This is a genomic window from Acidobacteriota bacterium, from assembly GCA_016184105.1.
Lineage (GTDB): Bacteria > Acidobacteriota > Vicinamibacteria > Vicinamibacterales > 2-12-FULL-66-21 > JACPDI01.
This window is the reverse complement of sequence record JACPDI010000009.1, coordinates 14,257-32,368: the sequence shown is the minus strand read 5'-3', so window position 1 is coordinate 32,368 and position 18,112 is coordinate 14,257. Positions and strand designations below refer to the sequence as shown.

Annotated in this window: 16 protein-coding genes, 2 tRNA genes and 1 pseudogene; 10 read left to right on the top strand and 9 right to left on the bottom strand. The window is 67.0% G+C overall.

The genetic code is table 11. The features are described from left to right. Positions 1-50 precede the first annotated feature (50 nt). From HYU53_02595 to HYU53_02585, 3 genes are all read left to right on the top strand, one after another. Positions 51-2,255: a carbohydrate binding family 9 domain-containing protein gene (locus tag HYU53_02595; GenBank protein ID MBI2220077.1), complete on the top strand. Its 2,205-nt coding sequence runs from the start codon at positions 51-53 to the stop codon at positions 2,253-2,255. Between the two features lie 14 nt (positions 2,256-2,269). Then, positions 2,270-3,682: a methyltransferase domain-containing protein gene (locus tag HYU53_02590; protein ID MBI2220076.1), complete on the top strand. Its 1,413-nt coding sequence runs from the start codon at positions 2,270-2,272 to the stop codon at positions 3,680-3,682. Positions 3,683-3,814: 132 nt separating this feature from the next. After that, positions 3,815-5,179, top strand: a complete 1,365-nt coding sequence (locus HYU53_02585; GenBank protein ID MBI2220075.1) for an amidohydrolase family protein — start codon at positions 3,815-3,817, stop codon at positions 5,177-5,179. A gap of 55 nt (positions 5,180-5,234) precedes the next feature. Here HYU53_02585 and HYU53_02580 read toward each other — a convergent pair whose 3' ends face one another. Beyond that, the gene (locus HYU53_02580; protein MBI2220074.1) at positions 5,235-6,032 is read right to left on the bottom strand and encodes a hypothetical protein; all 798 of its coding nucleotides are present in this window, start codon (positions 6,030-6,032) and stop codon (positions 5,235-5,237) included. A 300-nt stretch (positions 6,033-6,332) separates the two neighbouring features. Between HYU53_02580 and HYU53_02575 the strand changes: the two genes are divergently transcribed. From HYU53_02575 to HYU53_02560, 4 genes are all read left to right on the top strand, one after another. After that, complete coding sequence (locus tag HYU53_02575; GenBank protein ID MBI2220073.1) at positions 6,333-8,846, top strand: ABC transporter permease; 2,514 nt, start codon at positions 6,333-6,335, stop codon at positions 8,844-8,846. A gap of 253 nt (positions 8,847-9,099) precedes the next feature. After that, on the top strand, positions 9,100-9,414 hold the full coding sequence (locus tag HYU53_02570) for a DNA-binding protein (protein MBI2220072.1): 315 nt from the start codon (positions 9,100-9,102) through the stop codon (positions 9,412-9,414). Positions 9,415-9,422: 8 nt separating this feature from the next. Next, positions 9,423-9,671 carry a type II toxin-antitoxin system Phd/YefM family antitoxin gene (locus tag HYU53_02565; GenBank protein ID MBI2220071.1) on the top strand — a complete coding sequence of 83 codons (249 nt, stop codon included), beginning with the start codon at positions 9,423-9,425 and terminating at the stop codon, positions 9,669-9,671. Positions 9,672-9,841: 170 nt separating this feature from the next. After that, complete coding sequence (locus HYU53_02560) at positions 9,842-10,057, top strand: DUF4926 domain-containing protein (protein MBI2220070.1); 216 nt, start codon at positions 9,842-9,844, stop codon at positions 10,055-10,057. Positions 10,058-10,153: 96 nt separating this feature from the next. On the opposite strand, the gene HYU53_02555 is transcribed toward HYU53_02560, so the two are convergent. The 3 genes and pseudogenes from HYU53_02555 to HYU53_02545 all read right to left on the bottom strand — a co-directional run bounded on the left by HYU53_02555 (position 10,154) and on the right by HYU53_02545 (position 12,233). After that, on the bottom strand, positions 10,154-10,372 hold the full coding sequence (locus HYU53_02555) for a hypothetical protein (protein ID MBI2220069.1): 219 nt from the start codon (positions 10,370-10,372) through the stop codon (positions 10,154-10,156). A gap of 14 nt (positions 10,373-10,386) precedes the next feature. Beyond that, positions 10,387-11,370, bottom strand: a complete 984-nt coding sequence (locus tag HYU53_02550; protein ID MBI2220068.1) for an XcyI family restriction endonuclease — start codon at positions 11,368-11,370, stop codon at positions 10,387-10,389. Next, a pseudogene (locus tag HYU53_02545) lies at positions 11,363-12,233 on the bottom strand (site-specific DNA-methyltransferase). The gene HYU53_02550 and the pseudogene HYU53_02545 overlap by 8 nt, the downstream one beginning before the upstream one ends. Positions 12,234-12,665: 432 nt before the next feature. On the opposite strand from HYU53_02545, the gene HYU53_02540 reads away from it, so the two are divergent. Both HYU53_02540 and HYU53_02535 read left to right on the top strand, forming a co-directional pair. Further along, positions 12,666-13,016 carry a hypothetical protein gene (locus HYU53_02540; GenBank protein ID MBI2220067.1) on the top strand — a complete coding sequence of 117 codons (351 nt, stop codon included), beginning with the start codon at positions 12,666-12,668 and terminating at the stop codon, positions 13,014-13,016. Positions 13,017-13,061: 45 nt separating this feature from the next. Continuing rightward, positions 13,062-13,268, top strand: coding sequence for a helix-turn-helix domain-containing protein (locus HYU53_02535; protein MBI2220066.1), 207 nt, complete (start codon positions 13,062-13,064; stop codon positions 13,266-13,268). Positions 13,269-13,404: 136 nt separating this feature from the next. Here the strand turns inward: HYU53_02535 and HYU53_02530 are convergent, their stop codons facing one another. From HYU53_02530 to HYU53_02520, 3 genes are all read right to left on the bottom strand, one after another. Next, a complete protein-coding gene (locus tag HYU53_02530; GenBank protein ID MBI2220065.1) occupies positions 13,405-14,211 on the bottom strand; it encodes a hypothetical protein in 807 nt (268 codons plus the stop codon). Between the two features lie 110 nt (positions 14,212-14,321). Beyond that, positions 14,322-14,395: transfer RNA gene (locus HYU53_02525), tRNA-Cys, on the bottom strand. Positions 14,396-14,579: 184 nt separating this feature from the next. Then, positions 14,580-14,654: transfer RNA gene (locus HYU53_02520), tRNA-Gly, on the bottom strand. Between the two features lie 143 nt (positions 14,655-14,797). On the opposite strand from HYU53_02520, the gene ggt reads away from it, so the two are divergent. Further along, positions 14,798-16,231 (top strand): gamma-glutamyltransferase, encoded by a 1,434-nt coding sequence (ggt, locus tag HYU53_02515; protein MBI2220064.1) that lies wholly within the window; start codon positions 14,798-14,800, stop codon positions 16,229-16,231. 28 nt (positions 16,232-16,259) lie between these two features. Here ggt and HYU53_02510 read toward each other — a convergent pair whose 3' ends face one another. Both HYU53_02510 and HYU53_02505 read right to left on the bottom strand, forming a co-directional pair. Then, the gene (locus tag HYU53_02510) at positions 16,260-16,637 is read right to left on the bottom strand and encodes a YraN family protein (GenBank protein ID MBI2220063.1); all 378 of its coding nucleotides are present in this window, start codon (positions 16,635-16,637) and stop codon (positions 16,260-16,262) included. Positions 16,638-16,678: 41 nt separating this feature from the next. Continuing rightward, the gene (locus tag HYU53_02505; GenBank protein ID MBI2220062.1) at positions 16,679-18,046 is read right to left on the bottom strand and encodes an acetyl ornithine aminotransferase family protein; all 1,368 of its coding nucleotides are present in this window, start codon (positions 18,044-18,046) and stop codon (positions 16,679-16,681) included. Positions 18,047-18,112: the final 66 nt, after the last annotated feature.

Below are 18,112 nucleotides of genomic sequence, written 5' to 3'. Positions count from 1 at the left end.
ACAGACGCGGGAAGTCGCGCGTTTTCGGCTACGCTCGCCAAGCCATGATCGTGTCTCGCTCGGCAATCCCGGGCATCGCCGCTGCCGCCCTGTGGCCGGTCCTCGCCGCGGCGCAGACCCCTGCCATCAACCCGCAGGCCGCGCCTCGCCCGCGGGCCACGGCGGTCCGCATCCACACCCCAATCGTCGTGGACGGTGTACTCGAAGACGAGGCGTGGCGCGCCGTCGAGCCGCTGTCAGGATTCATCCAGTCCAAACCCCAGACGGGGCGGCCGGCCAGCGAGTCCACGGAGGTCCGGATCGTCTACGACGACCAGAACCTGTACATCGGCGCCTTCTGTTTCGATTCGGAGCCGGAAAAGCTGGTGGTGCCCAGCCTCGAGCAGGACTTCGACAGCGTGAACAGCGACATCTTCGGCATCACGCTGGACACGTTCCTCGATCGACGCAACGGCTTCATGTTCCTCGTCAACCCGGGCGGGGCGATGAAGGACGTGCAGATCTTCGACGACAGCCGGTCCGAGAACCAGGCGTGGGAAGGCGCCCTGCACGTGCGCACGCATCGCGACGCCCGCGGCTGGAGCGTCGAATTGGCGATCCCGTTTACGACGCTGCGGTTCGACCCCTCGGTGCGCGAGCACGTCTGGGGCATGAATCTGCTGCGCCGCATCCGGCGGAAGAACGAGGATTCGTTCTGGGCGCCGCTGGATCGCCGGCACCAGATCCACCGCATGTCCAGGGCCGGTCTGCTCGACGGCCTCACGGACCTCAGGGCGGGCAGGAATTTCTGGCTGAAGCCGTACGTGCTGGGGGGCAGTACCACCGGCGCCGCCCTGCCGCCGGGCATCGACAGGGGCGGCGACTTTGACGGCGGCCTGGATCTCAAGTACGGCGTGACGCCCCAGTTGACGCTGGACCTCACGCTGCGGACCGACTTCTCGCAGGTCGAAGTGGACCAGGAGCAGGTGAACCTCACGCGGTTCAGCCTGTTCTTTCCGGAGAAGCGGGACTTCTTCGTCGAGAACTCGGGCACCTTTTCCTTCGGCGACCTCACGGAGCGCAACTACCGCCTGGGGGCGACGCTCCAGGATTTCTCGTTGTTCCACTCGAGGCGCATCGGCCTGACGCCCTCGGGGCAGCCGCTCCCGATTCTCGGCGGCGCGCGGCTGACCGGAAAGGCCGCGGGGTTCCAGGTCGGCCTCCTGAACATGCAGACCGAGGCGCGCGGCAGCTGGCCGGCCGAGAACTTCACGGTGCTGCGCCTGCGCCGGAACGTGCGCGGGCGGGCCGACGTCGGATTCCTGCTGACCAACCGGCAGAAGACCAGCGAGGGGCCCGGTGTCGCGTACAACCGCAGCTTCGGCGTGGACGCCAACGTGCGCTTTCTGAACAACCTGATCGTCAACACGTACGCCGCGGCGACGGCGCAGCCGGGGCTCACCGGTGATAAGGGGGCCGGGCGAGTCACCGTCGGCTGGCGCGATCGGCTGTGGAACGCGGCGGCCTTCGTCAAGCAGGTCGGCGATGGATTCCGGCCGGCGATGGGCTTCGTCCGCCGCGGATCGATGCGGCAGCACTACGCCACCGTCGGCATCCATCCACAGCCCTCCATCCGCTTCGTACAGGAGGTGAATCCGTACGTGGAGATGGACTACATCACGGACCTGAACTCCGTGCTCGAAACCCGGACGGTGAACTACGGCCTCGATACGCAGTTCCTCGATGGCGGTTCGCTGGAGGTGGAGTACCGTGACGCGTTCGAGCGCGTCTTCCAGCCGTTCCGCGTGTCGGGAAACGCCACCGTCCGGGCCGGCGACTACGATTTCGGTCAGCTTGGCGTGGCGTATCGCTCCAGCGCGGGCAGGCGGTTCTCCGGGCGCGCGGGGCTGAGCACGGGCGGCTACTTCGGCGGCGAGAAGACCACCCTCAACGCCTCCCTGGCGTGGCGCGCGCGGCCGCAGCTCGCCTTCGACCTCTCGCTCGATCGGAGCGACATCACGCTGGACGGACGATCGTTCAGTACCGATCTGATCGGCCTGCGGGCCCGGGCCAGCCTCTCCACGGTGTTCTTCGCCAGCGGGTTCTTCCAGTACAACTCGGCGGCCGATCACCGCGTCCTCAACTTCCGGCTCGATTACATCCACTCGCCGCTCAGCGACCTGTTTGTCGTCTATACCGAGCGGCGTGACTCTTCGGGCGGCGGTGTGCTGGAGCGGGCCTTCACGGTCAAGCTCACGAGGCTGCTCGCCTTCTAGATATGGAAAGACCGATGGCCGCGCGCCGGGCGCCGTCGATCCTGATCGCGATTCTGCTCGGGGCCGCGCTGACCGGCGCCGCCAGCGGCGTCCGCGAGATTCCATACACCGACGCCAAACCGATCCTCGAGGCGTTGCGCAGGGACGTGCTGCCCGCCGATCTCGGCGCGACGCCGGCGGCCGCGCGCGAATCGACGTGGGCGGCGTGGGTCTCGCGGCGCGACTCGGCGATCCGCGCCAGGCTCGCGCGCGGCGACGAAGACTCGATCGTCAACCTGCTGCTCTACGGCACGAGCTTCACGACCCGGCCGCGCGCGACCGAACGCGACCTGTCGGCGATCGCCCTCGCGCGCGGCGACGTGCGACCGGTGGTGTCCTCGCGCGTGGAAGACTTCGTGGCCGCCCTGCGCGCCCCCGGGACGAACGAGCGAGTGCAGTTCGCGCGGGAAGTCGTCGAAGCGAGAGGGATGAACCCGGACAGCGCCGCGGGGAGGGAACAGATACGCCGCTTCCTGTACGACAGCCTCACGCGCGTGGCCGGCGAGGTTGCCGGCTTCACCCGGGCCCAGCCGTCGCTGTCCACCGCGGCTCGTGCGGGCGCGGCATTGCGCGAGCGCTCCACGATGTTTCGCGATCGCGGCCTGTCGTCGGACACGTCGATATACGTCAACCTCGGCCTCGACCAGGCGCTTGCAGCCATCACGTCAAAGAGCCTGTTGGCCCCCGGCGGCGTCCGGCGCGTCGGCATCGTCGGACCGGGCCTGGATTTCACCGACAAGCACGACGGCTACGACTTCTACCCGGAACAGAGCATCCAGCCCTTCGCGGTCGCCGATTCCCTGCTGCGCCTCGGCCTGGCGGCGCCCGGACTGCGCGTGACGACCTTCGACGTGAGCCGGCGGATCAACCGGCACCTGGCCGCCGCCCGCCAACGCGCGCCGGCGGGCCGGCGCTACGTGCTGCATGTGCCGCGCGACATGGACCTGCCCTGGAGCACGACCCTGGTGAACTACTGGGAACGTTTCGGCGATCGGGTTGGCGAGCCGGCGAAGCCTCTCGCCGCGCCGCCGGGGGTGGGACACGTACAGGTCCGCGCCGTCAGTGTTCGCCCCGAGATCGTGCGGTCCCTCGACCCACACGATCTGAACATCGTCTTGCAGCGGCTGGAGCCCCTGGCGGTTGACGAACGCTTCGATCTCATCATCGCAACCGACGTGCTCGTGTACTACGACGTGTTCGAACAGTCGCTGGCGCTCGCCAACATCGCGCGGATGCTGCGGCCTGGCGGGCTGTTCCTCTCGAACACGATTGTCTTCGAGCTGCCCGCCGTTCCGCTCGAGTCGATTGCCTACACGGACGTGATCTACATGCGCCTGCCTGACGGGAGCGAGAGAGGGGATCGGATCGTCTGGTATCGGCGCCAATGAGCGGCGGGTCGAGGCGTGCGGCGCCCGAACTCCCGCTCGACGGCACCGGCGGCGCGCGCGACATCGCCCGAACGGCGGTACAAGAGGACGTTGGCGGAAACGTCTATCCTGAACCCCGCATATACTCTCCCGATGCCCAAACGTTCTCTCCCATTCCTTCTGTTCGTGTGCGTGGCGGCTGGCCTCCTCGCCGCCCCGGCGCCCCAGCCGTCCGCCCGCAACGCGCGCGTCAAGGCACTGGTCGGCGGAACGCTGATCGACGGCTTCGGCAGCCACCCGCTTCGCAACAGCGTCATCGTCATCGAAGGCGAGCGCATCGCGCGCGTCGGGCAGGTCGGCTCTCTCGCCGTTCCGCACGGGGCTGACCTCGTCTCCACCGAGGGGATGACCGTGCTGCCCGGGCTCTGGGACATGCACGTGCACACCATGCTCGCCGGGCACTCCGACTACGCGCACTGGGACAAGACGTATCCCGCGCAGTTCGAGTCGGTGATCATGCCGGCGGCGGCAAGACAGCTCCTGATGGCGGGCGTGACGAGCGCGCGCGATCTCGGCGCGCCGCTCGAGGCCAGCATCAACGTCCGCGACCGCATCAACCGGGGCGAGATTGCCGGCGCCACGCTGTACGTGTCCGGACCGTTCATCCAGCACGAGCCGTATCCCGGGACGGAAGCGTTCCGCTGGGGCGTGTCCGGCGCCGCCGACGCGCGCGAGAAGGTGGAGCGGCTCGCCCGGGCGGGCGTGGACGTGATCAAGCTGATCGATCAGGACCAGATGACGATGGAGGAGGTGCGGACCGTGGTCGAGCAGGCGCACAGCCACCGGCTGCCGGTCGTCGCGCACTCGCACCGGCCGGAGGAGATCCGGCGCGGCCTCCAGGCGGGCGTGGATAACTTCGAGCACACCGGTCTCTCGAGCGCGCCCGAGTATCCGGACGACGTGATGGCGATGGTGCGCGAGCGCACGGCGCAGATGAGCCTGGGGCCGTTGTGGTGGACGCCGACCGTCGAGGGGCTCCTCAACTACGAGTACCTGCGCGACAACCCGGAGTTCATGGACGATCCGGCGTGGCACGAGGGGCTGCCCCCCGCGATCGTCGAGGACGTGCGGAAGTCGCTCGAGCACCCCGATCGGCTTCCTTATTATCAGCTCACGCCCGCGCGCCGGCCGACGCTGAAGCGCAAGTTCCAGCAGCTGCGCGAAGCGGGCGTCGTGCAGCTCGTGGGCACCGACAGCGGCATCCCGATGCAGTTCCACACGCAGAGCACGTGGCGCGAGATCGACGCGTGGGTGAACGCGATGGGCGTGCCGCCGATCGAAGCGATCCGCGCGGCCACGTACTGGCCGTCGGTGGCGATGAGGAAGGCCTCCGAGGTGGGCACCGTCACGCCCGGCAAGTACGCGGACATCATCGCCGTGCGCGGCGACGTGCTGCGGGACGTCACGCTCCTGCAGCGCGTGGACGTCGTCGTCAAGCGCGGGGTGCGGTACCGGTAGGTTGGACTGCGCCGCCCGGCCATGGCCGGGCGGCGCATGATGCAATTGATGGTGGTCAGTTGGTGGGTGGCGTGGACGCGAAGCTCAGGTCCGCGCGGTACCGCACGACGAAGCGCTCGAGCCGCGTGACGACGCCGGTGAAGTTCGCCTCGAGCCGTTTGGCGCCTTCCTCTCCCAGCACGATCTGGAACGGGTGTCCCTTGCCGATCGCCTCGTAGGTGTCGTAGCCGACCGCGGAAAAGTACGTCCCGCCCGCATCGCCGTACACGACTTCGAGCATCTGGTACGACTTCACTTTCGCCTGCTGCATCACGGGCACGACGTGTTTCTTGACCAACGTCTCGAACTCCCCGCGCTTGCCCGGCGCGATCTCCACTCTGGTCACGAGCGCAAGCGGCGACGGCGCGGCGTTCGGATCGGGGTTGTACGACAGGTCAGGCCGCGTTCGCGCCAGCAGCACGCGCCGCGCGGCGGTCAACTTCGCGCCTCGCGCGCCGAGCGCCGCCGCGCCCTCCGCCCCGAGTGCCTTGCGGACGGGAGACTCGCCATCGAACGCGGCGAGGCTCGTGACGGGCGTGAAGAACGCGAACGTCCCGGTCTCGCCGAACACGCCGCTGCTGTAGGCCGTGCGCCCCGGCAGGCCTCCTTTCTTCTGGGCCGGTATGACCTCGTTCTTCTGGAACTCGACGTAGTCGGCGCCCGTGCCGGGCTGGACGGTGACCAGCGTCGCCATCACCCAGTGGCCCTTGTCCGCGGGAGCGGACTGCTGCGCTCCCCCGGTGGCGCCGAGCAGGCTCGCCGCCGCGGCGACGACCCCACATACGACGATGCGGCCGATAACACGCTGTGGCATCGCTGACTCCTCCTCCATGAGTCCGTGAAACGCGTGGGAACGGACGATGGCGGACGCCGGGATCGAGGAGGCGTGCGGAAAGAACAGTGGAGCCTAGGACCGCCGGCAACCACTGTCAAGGACAAACGGCGGGAGCGTCAGGAATCGGGCCGCGGTCCGTGAAGCCTGTCCCGATGAGCTGGCGGCAACTCGGTGCCGCCACCGCCTTTCCGGAAACGTTCTGCCGTCCGAATCCGTCTAAATTGGTCGCTTCGGGGGACGACCGGTTTTCCGCACCGGCCCGGCGGCTGCGAGATACGCATGACGACTGCCGAAAGCTACGCCCAGGATCTCCGCATCGGCTTGCGTGTGCTCGGCCGCGAGTGGTCGTTCTGCGCGCTCGCCGTGCTGGTGCTCGCCATCGGGATCGCCGCCGTCACCACCCAGTTCAGCATCGTCAACGGGGTGCTGCTGCGCGGCTTCTCGTTTCCCAACGCCGACCGGCTGATGAACGTGAACTTCATCGACCCGACCAGCCGGACCGCCTTCGGCGTGAACGGCCGGATCCTGTCGAGCGACTTCCGGGAGTTCCGGTTCGAGCAGAAGTCGTTCGAGCGGATGGCCTCGTACCTGAGCGGGTCGACGGTGAACGTCACCGTGAACGGCTCGCCGCGGCGGTACACCGGCTCGTACGTCACGGAAGATTTCCTCCGGATCCTCGGCGTGGCGCCCGTCATGGGGCGTGGCTTCGTCGCGGCCGACAACTCGCCCGGCGCGCCCAAGGTGGCGCTCATCGGCTACGGCGTGTGGCAGCGGGACTTCGGCGGGACTGCGGACATCGTCGGAACGTCGACCCGCATCAACGGCGCTCCCGCGACCATCGTCGGCGTCATGCCGCAGGGGTTCGCGTTCCCCGGCAACGAGGAGCTGTGGATTCCGCTCTACACCGAGTTCCCGGTGCGGGGCCGGAACGACCCGCGCGAGAACGCGCCGGCGGTGATCGGGCTGATCCGCCCCGAGGTCCCGATCCAGCAGGCCGAGGCGGAGATCTCCGGTTTCGCGGCCCGCTTCGCGAAGGCGTACCCCGACACGAGCAAGGCGTTCAACACCGGCCTGGTCGAGCCGTTGATCCAGGCGTTCACCAACGGCCCGCTGCGCGGAACGCTGTTCACCATGCTGGCCTTCTGCGTGGGCGTGCTGCTCATCGCCTGCGTGAACGTGATGAACATGCAGTTCGCGCGCGCCATGCTCCGCGCACGAGAGCTCGCCGTCCGGTCGTCGCTCGGCGCGTCGCGGCTGCGGCTCGTGCGGCAGATGCTCACCGAGAGCGCGCTCGTGGGTGCGATCGGGACCGTGGCCGGCATCGGGCTCGCGTACCTGTCGCTCGGGTGGTTCACCGCGACGCTTCGCGGCATGGAGAACCCGCCTCCGGCCTGGATGAGGTTCGAAATCGACAGGCCGGTGCTCGCAGTGACGGTCGCCGCAATGGTCCTGTCGGCGCTCGTCTCCGGGCTCGTCCCGGCGTGGATGGCCTCGCGCATGAACGCCGCCGCGGTGCTGCGCGAAGGGGGACGCGGCCAGACGGGGAGCCGCATCGGCCTGATCACGCGCGGGCTCGTGGTCTTCCAGATCGTTGTCACCTGCGTGCTCCTGATCGGATCGCTCCTCCAGCTCAAGTCGCTGCTCAAGCAGCAGACGATCGACTACGGCTACGACACCCAGGGGATGCTGTCCGCGCGCATGGGGCTGATGGACGCGGAGTATCCGACGCCGGACTCCCGCAGGCTGTTCTACGACCGCCTGCTCCGCGAGCTGCGGCGCGCGCCGGAATTCGAGGCGGTGGCGCTCACCTCCCGTCTGCGGATGGTGTTCTCCGGCAACTCGCCGATCGAAATCGAAGGCCAGGTGTACAAGGATCGGCGCGACCGCCCGCGCGCGAACTTCGAGCAGATCGCACCCGGTTTCCTGGGCGTGACGGGCCAGAAGGTCGTCGAGGGGCGCGACTTCACCGACGACGACCTCCAGTCCGCGCGCCCCGTGGCGCTCGTCAACGCCGCGTTCGCGAAGAAGCACTTCGGGAACGAGACCGCCGTGGGCCGGCGGTTCCGGACGGGCGACGGCACCGCGCAGTTCGGGCCGTGGCGGACGGTCGTCGGCGTGGTGACGACCGTCCGGATGCTCGGTCCGTTCAACAACCCCAACGTGGATGAATCCGGGTACTACACGCCGTTCTACTCGCCGCCGTCCGGGCCGCTCGGCGACACGCTGGTCGGCAACCAGTTCGGCACGGTCCTGGTGAAGCCGCACGCGGGGCAGCGCGCCGAGTCGCTGGCGAACGCGCTTCGCCGCGAGGTCCGCAAGGTGGATCCGAACCTGCCGCTGTACTTCGTGGCCACGCCGAAACAGAACCTCGACAGCACCATCGCGGGGCCGCGAATCATCGCCGTCATGTTCTCCATCTTCGGCCTCATCGCCGTTGTGCTCGCGGCCGCCGGGATTTACGGCGTGATGTCGTTTGCGGTCAATCGCCGCACGCAGGAGTTTGGCGTGCGCATGGCGCTCGGCGCGGGCCACGGCCAGATTCTGGGGATGGTGCTGAGGCAGGGAGGGCGGCAGGTGGCGCTCGGGCTCGCGCTCGGCCTCGCGCTGGCGTTCGCGCTCGCGACCGTGGCCCAGGACGCGATCTCGCGAACGCTCTTCGACGTCAGCGCGCGCGACCCGCTGACCTACGGCGCGGTGTTCCTCCTCGTCACCCTCGTCTCGCTCGGAGCGCTGTTCGTGCCGGGGCGTCGGGCGACGCGCGTCGACCCGATGATCGCGCTGCGCGCGGAGTAGCGACTCGCACGCACGCGTTGGCCATGGAGCGTGTGTCTTGGGATCCACGGAGGACAATGTTGGAGGCGCCGTCCGCTCCTGGCGGTCGCCGTCCACCAGCGCACGAAGTTCGAGGGTTGGGTGTAGCGGTGTAACACCTTTAAGGGCCGGTCCCTTCGACAACCACTGCTCGCCGGAGGCGACAAAGGATCGCAAGCGAAGGACATCGCGCGGGCACGGGGCTTCTGGCGCGACTATCTGGAGGCAAAAAGGCATGGCAAGGAGACATGAAGACTGGAATATCGGGTTGGCGGAGAGTCTTCGCGATCCGGAGTTCGCTCGAGAATTCCTGCTCGGAGCGATCGACGAAGGCGTTCCGCTTCAGGTGGCGCTTGCCAAAGTCATTCGAGCGATGGGCGTGAAAGAGTTCGCGGCGAAGGTTGGAATGGCGAGCCCGAATCTTCTGCGGACACTGCATCCCCGCCACAATCCTACTCAGGACACTCTGAATCGGCTTCTGAAGCCGTTTCGGCTCAAGCTAAGCCTCGCGCCGATCTCGGAACGACCGAAGCGCCGGCGCGCGGCGTAGATCAAAGCATGAAGTCCATCGACGTGACCGAAGCCGAAGCACGTTTAGACGAAGTCCTCGAAGAGGCGCAGCGTCAGCGCATCGTGGTTCGCCGAGAGGGCGCCGACTGTGCGATCGTGCTGTCGATGCGAGCGTACGAACGTCTTCGAGCAGGCCCAATCCGAGCATTTCTCGCACTCCGGAACGACATCGCCCGCGAAGCGAGCGAGGCCGGGTTGACCGAGGAAGCGATTGACTCCCTGTTGAGCGACGACTAGTCGGATCCGCAATGGATGCGCCAGCGGACGCGGCCTGGGTTCGGTAGGATGTGCCGATGAAGATGCCGGGCGGCGATGCCGCCATCGTCGACCGGAGCCCTTGGATTCTGCGCCGCGGCGAGCGTGTTCCCCGTTTAACGAGCTGCTTCGTGAAGTAGAGGCGACGAGCGATGCACACCACACCACACTTGCTAGATGTCGTCGCGCTCCTCACAGACGTCCCCGAGCACGGCCTTCTGCGCGGCCAGGTCGGCACCGTCGTCGAACTCCTGGACGGCGCCTATGAAGTCGAGTTCTCCGATGACGAGGGCAAGACGTACGCGGAGCTGGCACTTCAGTCCGACCAACTCCTGATCCTTCACCACCGCCCGCTGCGCGCAGCATAGCCGTTGACGAACAGAGCCGGAGACGACGTTGGTCAGCGTCCGTTTGCTCACGCGATTGCTTTCACATAGAGCTGCAGCACGCGCGTGATTCTGCAATCAGTGCAAAGGAAAGAAGGACGACAACCGGTGCCAGTAATCGTTGTCCGGAGCCGCAACGATGCGTTCTTCGATCTCCGCTCGTAGTTCCTCGTCGCAGTGTTCGCCGATCTGGTTGGCCACCACATCGTCAATCGCTTCCACAGCCGAACGGATCACCTCGTGGCCGAACCTGTTGTGGAGCGCCAGTTTCCCGGAGGGAAGAAGCTCGTCAGTCATGCGCCTCCTGATCTTCAGGCTTTGCCGAGCGGGATGCCCACGGCCTCAGCGATGCGGTGCTTGAAGTCTTCCCAGCCCGCGCCCTTCCGTGCGAGCACGTGCGAGGCATCGAACCAGTTGTTCGTCGTTGGGGATTCGGTGGCCAGCGTTTCTTCCTTCAGCCCCTTCAGCGCGATGATCGTCCAGAAGTCCTTGAAGCCCTTGCCGGCCGCCTTCTGGTGTGACTTCTCCGCTTCACCGGCGCGGTTGTGCGCGTTGCTCTTGTCGGTCCCGCCCTTAATCTCAATCGCGACCTTGTTGCTCGTCTTCGTGCCGAAGGCTTCGGTGATGGCCACATCGGGATCGCTGCTCAGCGCGATCGTCACGATCCGCTTCGATGCGTTCTTCACCTTCAGGCGCGTTTCGGTCCGCTCGATGATGAACGGCTTCACGAGGTCCGCGATCACGAGGAATACGTCCTGGGTGGCCTGCTTGCCGATCGCCGTGTTGTTCTGTCCCTGCAAGTACGAGCCGAACGTCAACAGCGGGAGTTCGGCTACATCTCGGCCTTCGATCCGTGGCGACACCTGCCGCACCAACTCCGCCAAGCTGACGGCCATCGCTTCGCAGAATGCCGGGATCAGGTCCGCCTTCGTGATGATGCCGGCGGTTTCCATCCGCTTGAACGGCCCCATGCCGGTACCAGACCCGTAGAAGGTCTTCTGCGGGGAGCCCAACAGAAGCCGGTAGTACCCCACCAGCGTGGGCTTTGCTTCCAGCACCGCCGGCAGCGGGAACACGTGTTCATCGCGGATGCCGGACGCGGCCAGAATCTGCTGCGCGTCCTTCGGCACGAAGCGGAGGATTTCCGTCTTCAGCCGTTCGGGATCGACGGTCGCGAGGGCATCCGACAGCGCGTCCATGAGCCACGTCTTCCGCGCGCCGACCAGCAACTGGTGGAAGCGCACCTGCCGCGCCGCCGACGGGGCGGTGATAGTGGGGCCGCTCGCCTTAGCCACGCGCAATTAGTCCGTTCAGCCGACGTTCCGCGATTTCGAGGTACCGGGGGTTCAGTTCGACGCCGATGAATCGCCGTTTCATCGACACGGCCACGAGGCCAGTGGTCCCTGAGCCGATGAACGGATCGAGCACCAGATCGCCCGGCCGCGTGGCCAGCGCGATGCACGGTTCCACCAGCGCGGGCGGGTACGTCGCGAAGTGGGCCTCCGGGTACGGTTTGGTGTTGATGTCCCACACCGTCCGCAGGTTCCGGTTGTTCGGGCCGCGCTTCGCCTTGGGGTCGTAGTGGTAGCGTTCGCTCTTGCTGAACAGGAACACGTACTCGTGACAGCGCGTCGGCCGGTCCTTCACGCTCTCGGGCTGGCAATTCGGCTTGTTCCAGACCAGATCCGCCCGCAGGTACCACCCGGCCTGTTGCAGCGCGAACGCGAGCCGCCACGGCACGCCGATCAGATCCTTCGGTGGCCCGCCACGTCCGCCCGCCGGACGTGTACGAGTCCCCGATGTTCAGCCAGAACGTGCCATCGTCCCGCAACACGCGCTTGACTTCCGTGAAGATCGACACGAGCGCCGCGATGTAGTCGTCCAGCGAGCTTTCGAGTCCGATCTGCCCGCCGATCTTGTAGTCGCGCAGCGACCAGTACGGCGGGGACGTGACGACGGCCTGAAACACGCCGCCGGGCATCTGCGCCAGCAGCGCCTGTGAGTCGCCCAGGAGCAGCGCGGATCGCGTAGCCCCCTTGTCGAACAGCCGGTGCAAGGAATCCGCGTCCGGCGACTGAATCAGATCGACGGGCTGCTCAGCGAACGGCAGCACTTGGCTGGAACGGTCCCGGGTTCGTGCGCGCGCGACGGCCCTCATGACGATGGCATTTTACTCGGAGATTGGCAGACCGACCGCAATTCACTGCAACAAACGGGGATTCCGCCGTAAGCTACGGCGGTGCCCGCCCCGCCCGCCAAGCCACGACCTCGCCGCCGGCTGGTCTTGCCGCCGCTGACCGATGGGCAGCAGGTGTTGTTTACCTTCGACGACGACTTCCCGAAGGATCAGCGGAAGCCGGCCGCTGAAAAGGTGCTCGCTGCGCGCCGCTGCGGGACGAGCACACCCGTCGTGGTGCCGGCGGGCTTGCACGTTCATGTCCGCGAACATGCGGGGCTCCCGTGGCAGCCTGTCGATCCGCCCCGGCGTCGGGGGCGACCGCGCACGGACGCCAGCGGGCGCCGCGGGACCGAGCCAACGCCTCCTCCTCCCGGACGCGGATTCGAGTGGTCCGACGATGCTGCATCGACATTGAGGCCGCAGGTCTGGAACATCGTTCGTGATCGTGACGACGAACGCCACGACACCAACCGCCGCGTGACAGACGACGGAAAGATCTTCGACCAGCTCACGGCTCTCGCGGAGCGGTTCCTTGAACGGGAGCTGTCGCCTGCCGAACGCGAACGGCTTCGGACGCTGTTCCGAGGTGGTGGGTCTCGACGGCGACAGGATGACGGCGACCGCCGTCAGGCCAAGGCGAGCGCCATCACGCTGGAACTGGTCATGTGGAAGGGCGGCATCGGCGAGCGGGACATGACGACCTACAAGAAGGCCCGCGCCGCTGGGAAGCGTCCCGACGTGGAAGTCCTCCGCTACCGCTGAAGTCCGCGTAATTTGTCTGCCGGGTGGGCTGTGAGCATTCCGCTCATGGCTGCACACACCGTACAAACCCCGTCACCACGCCTGCTTCGGCTGCCGGCTGTTGCCGCCGAATTGGGCTGCTCCCTCGACACCCTCGACCGGCTGATCCGGCGCGGGCAGATGCCGGTTGTCCGGATGCCGTCCGGCCGGCGCCGCATCGCGCGGGAAGACTTGGACGCCGTGATTGCACGCTGGCGAGAGGAGAGCCGGTAAGTGGCCGCGCCCGGCGACACGAAGGGCGCGACGATCGAGGCCACGGGCGGGCCGGCCCGCCTCACCACCACCGCCGCCACAAACACCAGCACGACGCCGATGAAACCTTCCGACAGCAAGGCGGCCGGATGACCGCTCACAGGTGCTCGAAGTCGCCGATGAAGCTATCCAACTCGGGTTTGTAGTAAACGCTCACATGATCGGGTGGTAACCCTGTCTCAAGGACTCGGCGCTTCCAGTGGCGGTCCAAGGCGACAAATCGGGCATACGCCGCCGCCACGATCGCGTGAACAAAGTCGACTGCGTCATTCGGTTGCCAGGCGTGCGATCGCGCCTCGCGCGTCGCGATTCGCCCGAGTTCACGAAAAACGAATGTTCCCGGCTTGGCCGCGTCAAACGGCAATCTCGGGAACATTCGATCCAGTCGCGCGGGATCAGCCACGTACTCCGCCCGCCACCGTTCGATCATCGCAGTGATCTCTGTCTTCAGCCTCGCCAGTTCGTGTTGCACCGCGTCACGATCTGTCGCGTTCAGATCGATGATCTTCGCCAGCGTAAGCGGACCGCCGTGGATGTAGGGATAGTACGCTCGGAGCAGCGTTTCTGAAACACACGGGCTGCTGTTTTCCGCGCCGATCCCGTGCTCTTTCCGCAGCATCTGAAACGGATTCATTTCGAGCGGTATCCAGAACGGGCCGATCGACTCAAGAAACGAACGCAGCAGGTCCGCCGTCCGGCCTTGTGCGCTGCTCAAGTCGAGCACGTGGGTCCACGAGAACAGCAACGTCCCCTTCGAGCGAAAGGCGTTCAGGAACCGGTCGCGCAACGGATCACGGCGCACCAGCTCATCGAACGAGTCGTGGTCGAGGTAAATGCTGGGCGGACGTTCGAGGCTTGCTTCAACAATGAACGAATCCGGCGACGGCTCAGAGACGCGAATCATCGGGCAGCTCCGACTCAATGGGACCACGTACGGGACCAATCACGCAATGGACTGCCGGACGTGTCTATCGCGGTGTGTCGATAACGACTGAAAAATCAGCGGGTTAGGATTGGAGGCGCCGCCCAGATTTGAACTGGGGATGGAGGTTTTGCAGACCTCTGCCTTACCACTTGGCGACGGCGCCGATCGGAACGCGGGAGCTTAGCGCGGGGTTCTGACGGTTGGTTCTGCCGGCTGGTTCTGCCACCTGGTTCGCCACGAGCCCACCGCCCCGCGAGCCATTGGTCCCCGCCACAAGTACTGGTCGATCGAAGTCCCTGAGCGAACCAGCTACCCTGCTGCAACCGCCCGCCCCGCGAGGAGAAAAATGGAGCGGGAAACGGGATTCGAACCCGCGACTTCGACCTTGGCAAGGTCGCACTCTACCACTGAGTTATTCCCGCTCGCCCAGCCAGAATATCAAGAATACTAGAGATTAGACGCCCCAGGCAAGCATGACGACCCGCGTTGCCGCCGTTCTGGAGCACGCGGAGGCCTGCGGCCGAGGCGAGCGGCTGGCTCGACGACGGAGAGGACCATCGCGGCGGTGACGGCGGCGTCGAAGGACAAGAAGCTCTACGGCCTGAACGCGAGCGGCCGCGCGCCGGCCGCCGCCACGCCGGACGAGTTCGCACGTCGCGGCCTGAAGACGGTTCCTCATCGCGGCGAGCTGTCCGTGTCGGTCCCAGGCGTGGTGGACGGCTGGGCGACGCTCCTCGGCCGCTTCGGGACGCTGCCGTTCGACCGCGCGCTGCAGCCGGCAGTCGCCTACGCGCGCGACGGCTTCGGCGTGTCCGAGATCGTCGCCTGCCAGTGGGCAGACGAGGCGACCGTCCTCGCGCGCGACGCGCACGCGGCGGCCACTTTCCTGCCCGACGGCCGCGCGCCCCGCCCCGGCGAGATCTTCCGCAACCCGAAGCTCGCGGCCACGCTCGACACGCTCGCCCGTGAAGGCGCCGCGAGCTTCTATCGCGGCACGATCGCGCGACAGATTGCCGCGGACATGAAGCGCCGCAGCGGGCTGGTCGCCGAAGCGGATCTCGCGGCGCATCGATCCGACTGGGTCGATCCGGTCTCCACGACGTATCGCGGCCACGACGTCTTCGAGCTGCCGCCCAACACGCAGGGCATCACCGCCCTCGAGATGCTCAACATCGTCGAAGGCTTCGACCTGAAGGCGCTCGGTCACGACTCGGCCGAATACCTGCACGTGATGGCGGAAGCCAAACGCGTCGCGTTCGCGGATCGCGACGCGTACGTCGCAGACGCCGCCGCCGTACCGGCCGACGTCCTCACGATGATGCTGTCAAAGGACTACGCCGCCCGGCGACGCCGCGAGATCGACATGTTGCACGCCGCACAGGCGTACGAGCCGGGCCGGGTCGCCGGCAGCGCGCGGCGCCGCGACGCCGGCGAGCGCACGATCGAAGCGAAGGGAGACACGGTCTACCTGACGGCCGCCGATCGCGACGGCAACGTCGTCTCGCTGATCCAATCCCTCTACGAAAGCTTCGGCTCCGGCATCGTCGCGGGAGACACCGGCATCGTCCTGCAGAACCGCGGGAGCCTGTTCTCGCTCGGCGACGGGCATCCGAACCTCATCGCCCCCGGCAAGCGGCCGTTTCACACGCTGGTGCCCGCGATGGTGATGAAGGACGGCCGCCCCTGGCTCTCGTTCGGCGTCATGGGGGGCGACATGCAGGCGCAGGCGCACGTCCAGGTGCTCGCGAACCTGATCGACTTCGGCATGAACGTGCAGGACGCCGGCGAAGCGCCGCGCTTCCGGCACATGACGAGCGGCCTGGCACTCGAATCGGCAATCCCCGCGAGCGTGCGCGCTGGACTGACGTCCCGCGGCCACCGCGTGATCGAGAATCCGGGCGGCTTCGGCGGTTACCAGGCGATCATGATCGACCCGCGCACGGGCCTGATGATGGGCGGATCGGATCCGAGGAAGGACGGGGCGGCGGTGGGGTTCTAAGAGAAGGTAAAAGGTAAACGGTAAAACGTCAGGGGGCGTCGAAGGCCGCCTGGTAGACGACGATGCGCGGCTCGCTGCACGCACCGTCGTAATCGATCGCGACCACGTCGAAGCGGCAGGGACCGTCGCCCCCTCCCTCCGTGGCGAGGTACGCGCGTGCCATGCGCGCGACCTGAAGCTGCTTGCGGCGGGTGACCGACTCGGCCGCCGTGCCGCACCGGCCGCCCCGGCGCGTCCGGACCTCGACGAACACCAGCGTGGCGCCGTCACGGGCGACGAGATCGATTTCGCCACATTTCGTGCGGAACCCGGTGGCGAGGATTGCGTACCCGCGTCGCTCGAGTTCCGTGCGGGCGGCGCTTTCTCCCCGCCGGCCGGTGGTCTGGCGGGAATCCGGGCCGGGCATGGCGCCCGACCCGGAGCAAAACAGGGACCAGCAAGGATTCGTTACGCGCCGGCGCGCGAGGTCTCCACGCGGCGGACGCCGCCGCGCTTTTCGACATCGGCCAGCGCCTCGTCGAAGACCTTCACGGCGATGTCGGCCTGCTCCTTCGAGAGCACGAGAGGCGGCGCGAACCGCACCGCGTTCGGGCCCGCGCCCAGGATCAGCACGCCTCGCGCAAACATCGCCTCGATGACGGCGTCGCGTTCGGTCGTGGCGCGCTCCTTCGTCTTGCGGTCGCGGACCAATTCGACGCCGACCATCAGGCCTTTGCCGCGCACGTCGCCGACAAGCGGGTGCTTGTCCATGAGGCCGCGCAGCCGCTCGATCAGGTGGCTGCCAACCGTCTCGGCGTTCCTCACCACCTGCTCGCGCAGGAGCTTCACGGTGGCGAGCGCCGCGGCGCAGGAAACCGGGTTCCCCCCGAACGTGCTCGCATGCGTGCCGGGCGGCCAGTCCATGATGCTCGCGCGCGCCGCGGTGATGCCGAGCGGCATGCCGGAGGCGATTCCCTTCGCGATGTTCACCACGTCCGGCTCGAGGTCGAAGTGCTCGCACGCAAACATTTTTCCGGTGCGCCCCATGCCGGACTGCACCTCGTCGGCGACGAGCAGGATGCCGTGCTGCCGCGTGAGGCTGCGCAGCCGCTCGTGGAACTGCTTCGGCGGCACGACGTAGCCTCCCTCTCCCTGGATCGGCTCGACGATGAGCGCCGCGACCTCGTCCGGCGAGACGAGGTGCAGGAACAGCTGGTCTTCGATCCAGTTGACGCATTCGGCCGCGCAGGTGTCGGGCGACGCGCCCACCGGGCAGCGATAGCAATCGGCGTACGGGGCGTGGTACACGCCGGGCATCAGCGGGCCCATGCCCTTGCGCTGCACGACCTTGCTGGCCGTCAGCGCCAGCGACCCGAGCGACCGGCCGTGGAACGAGCCGAAGAACGCGATGAGGTTCTGCCGCTTGGTCGCGTAGCGCGCGAGCTTGATCGCCGCCTCGGTGGCCTCGGTGCCGGAATTCGAGAAGAACGATCGCACTTCTCCCTTGATAGGTACGATCTCCGCGATCTGCTCGGCGAGGCGCACCTGCGGCTCGTAGTAGAAGTCCGTCCCCGACATGTGCAGGAACTTCTGCGCCTGCTCGACGATGGCGCGGACCACCTCCGGATGCGAGTGGCCGGTGGAGTTGACGGCGATCCCGGCGGCGCAATCCAGGAACCGGTTGCCGTCCACGTCCTCGACGATCGCGCCTTCGCCGCGTGCCATGACGAACGGATACGAGCGGGTATAGGACGTCGACACGCGTTTCTGGTCGCGATCGATGAGCGCCTTGGCCTTGGGGCCTGGGAGGGATGTTTTTATTTCCGGTCCATTCATGATTGTTCTCACGGCATGAGAACCACAAAGAGCACTAAACACTCAAGGCAGGCCACCAAGAAAGCG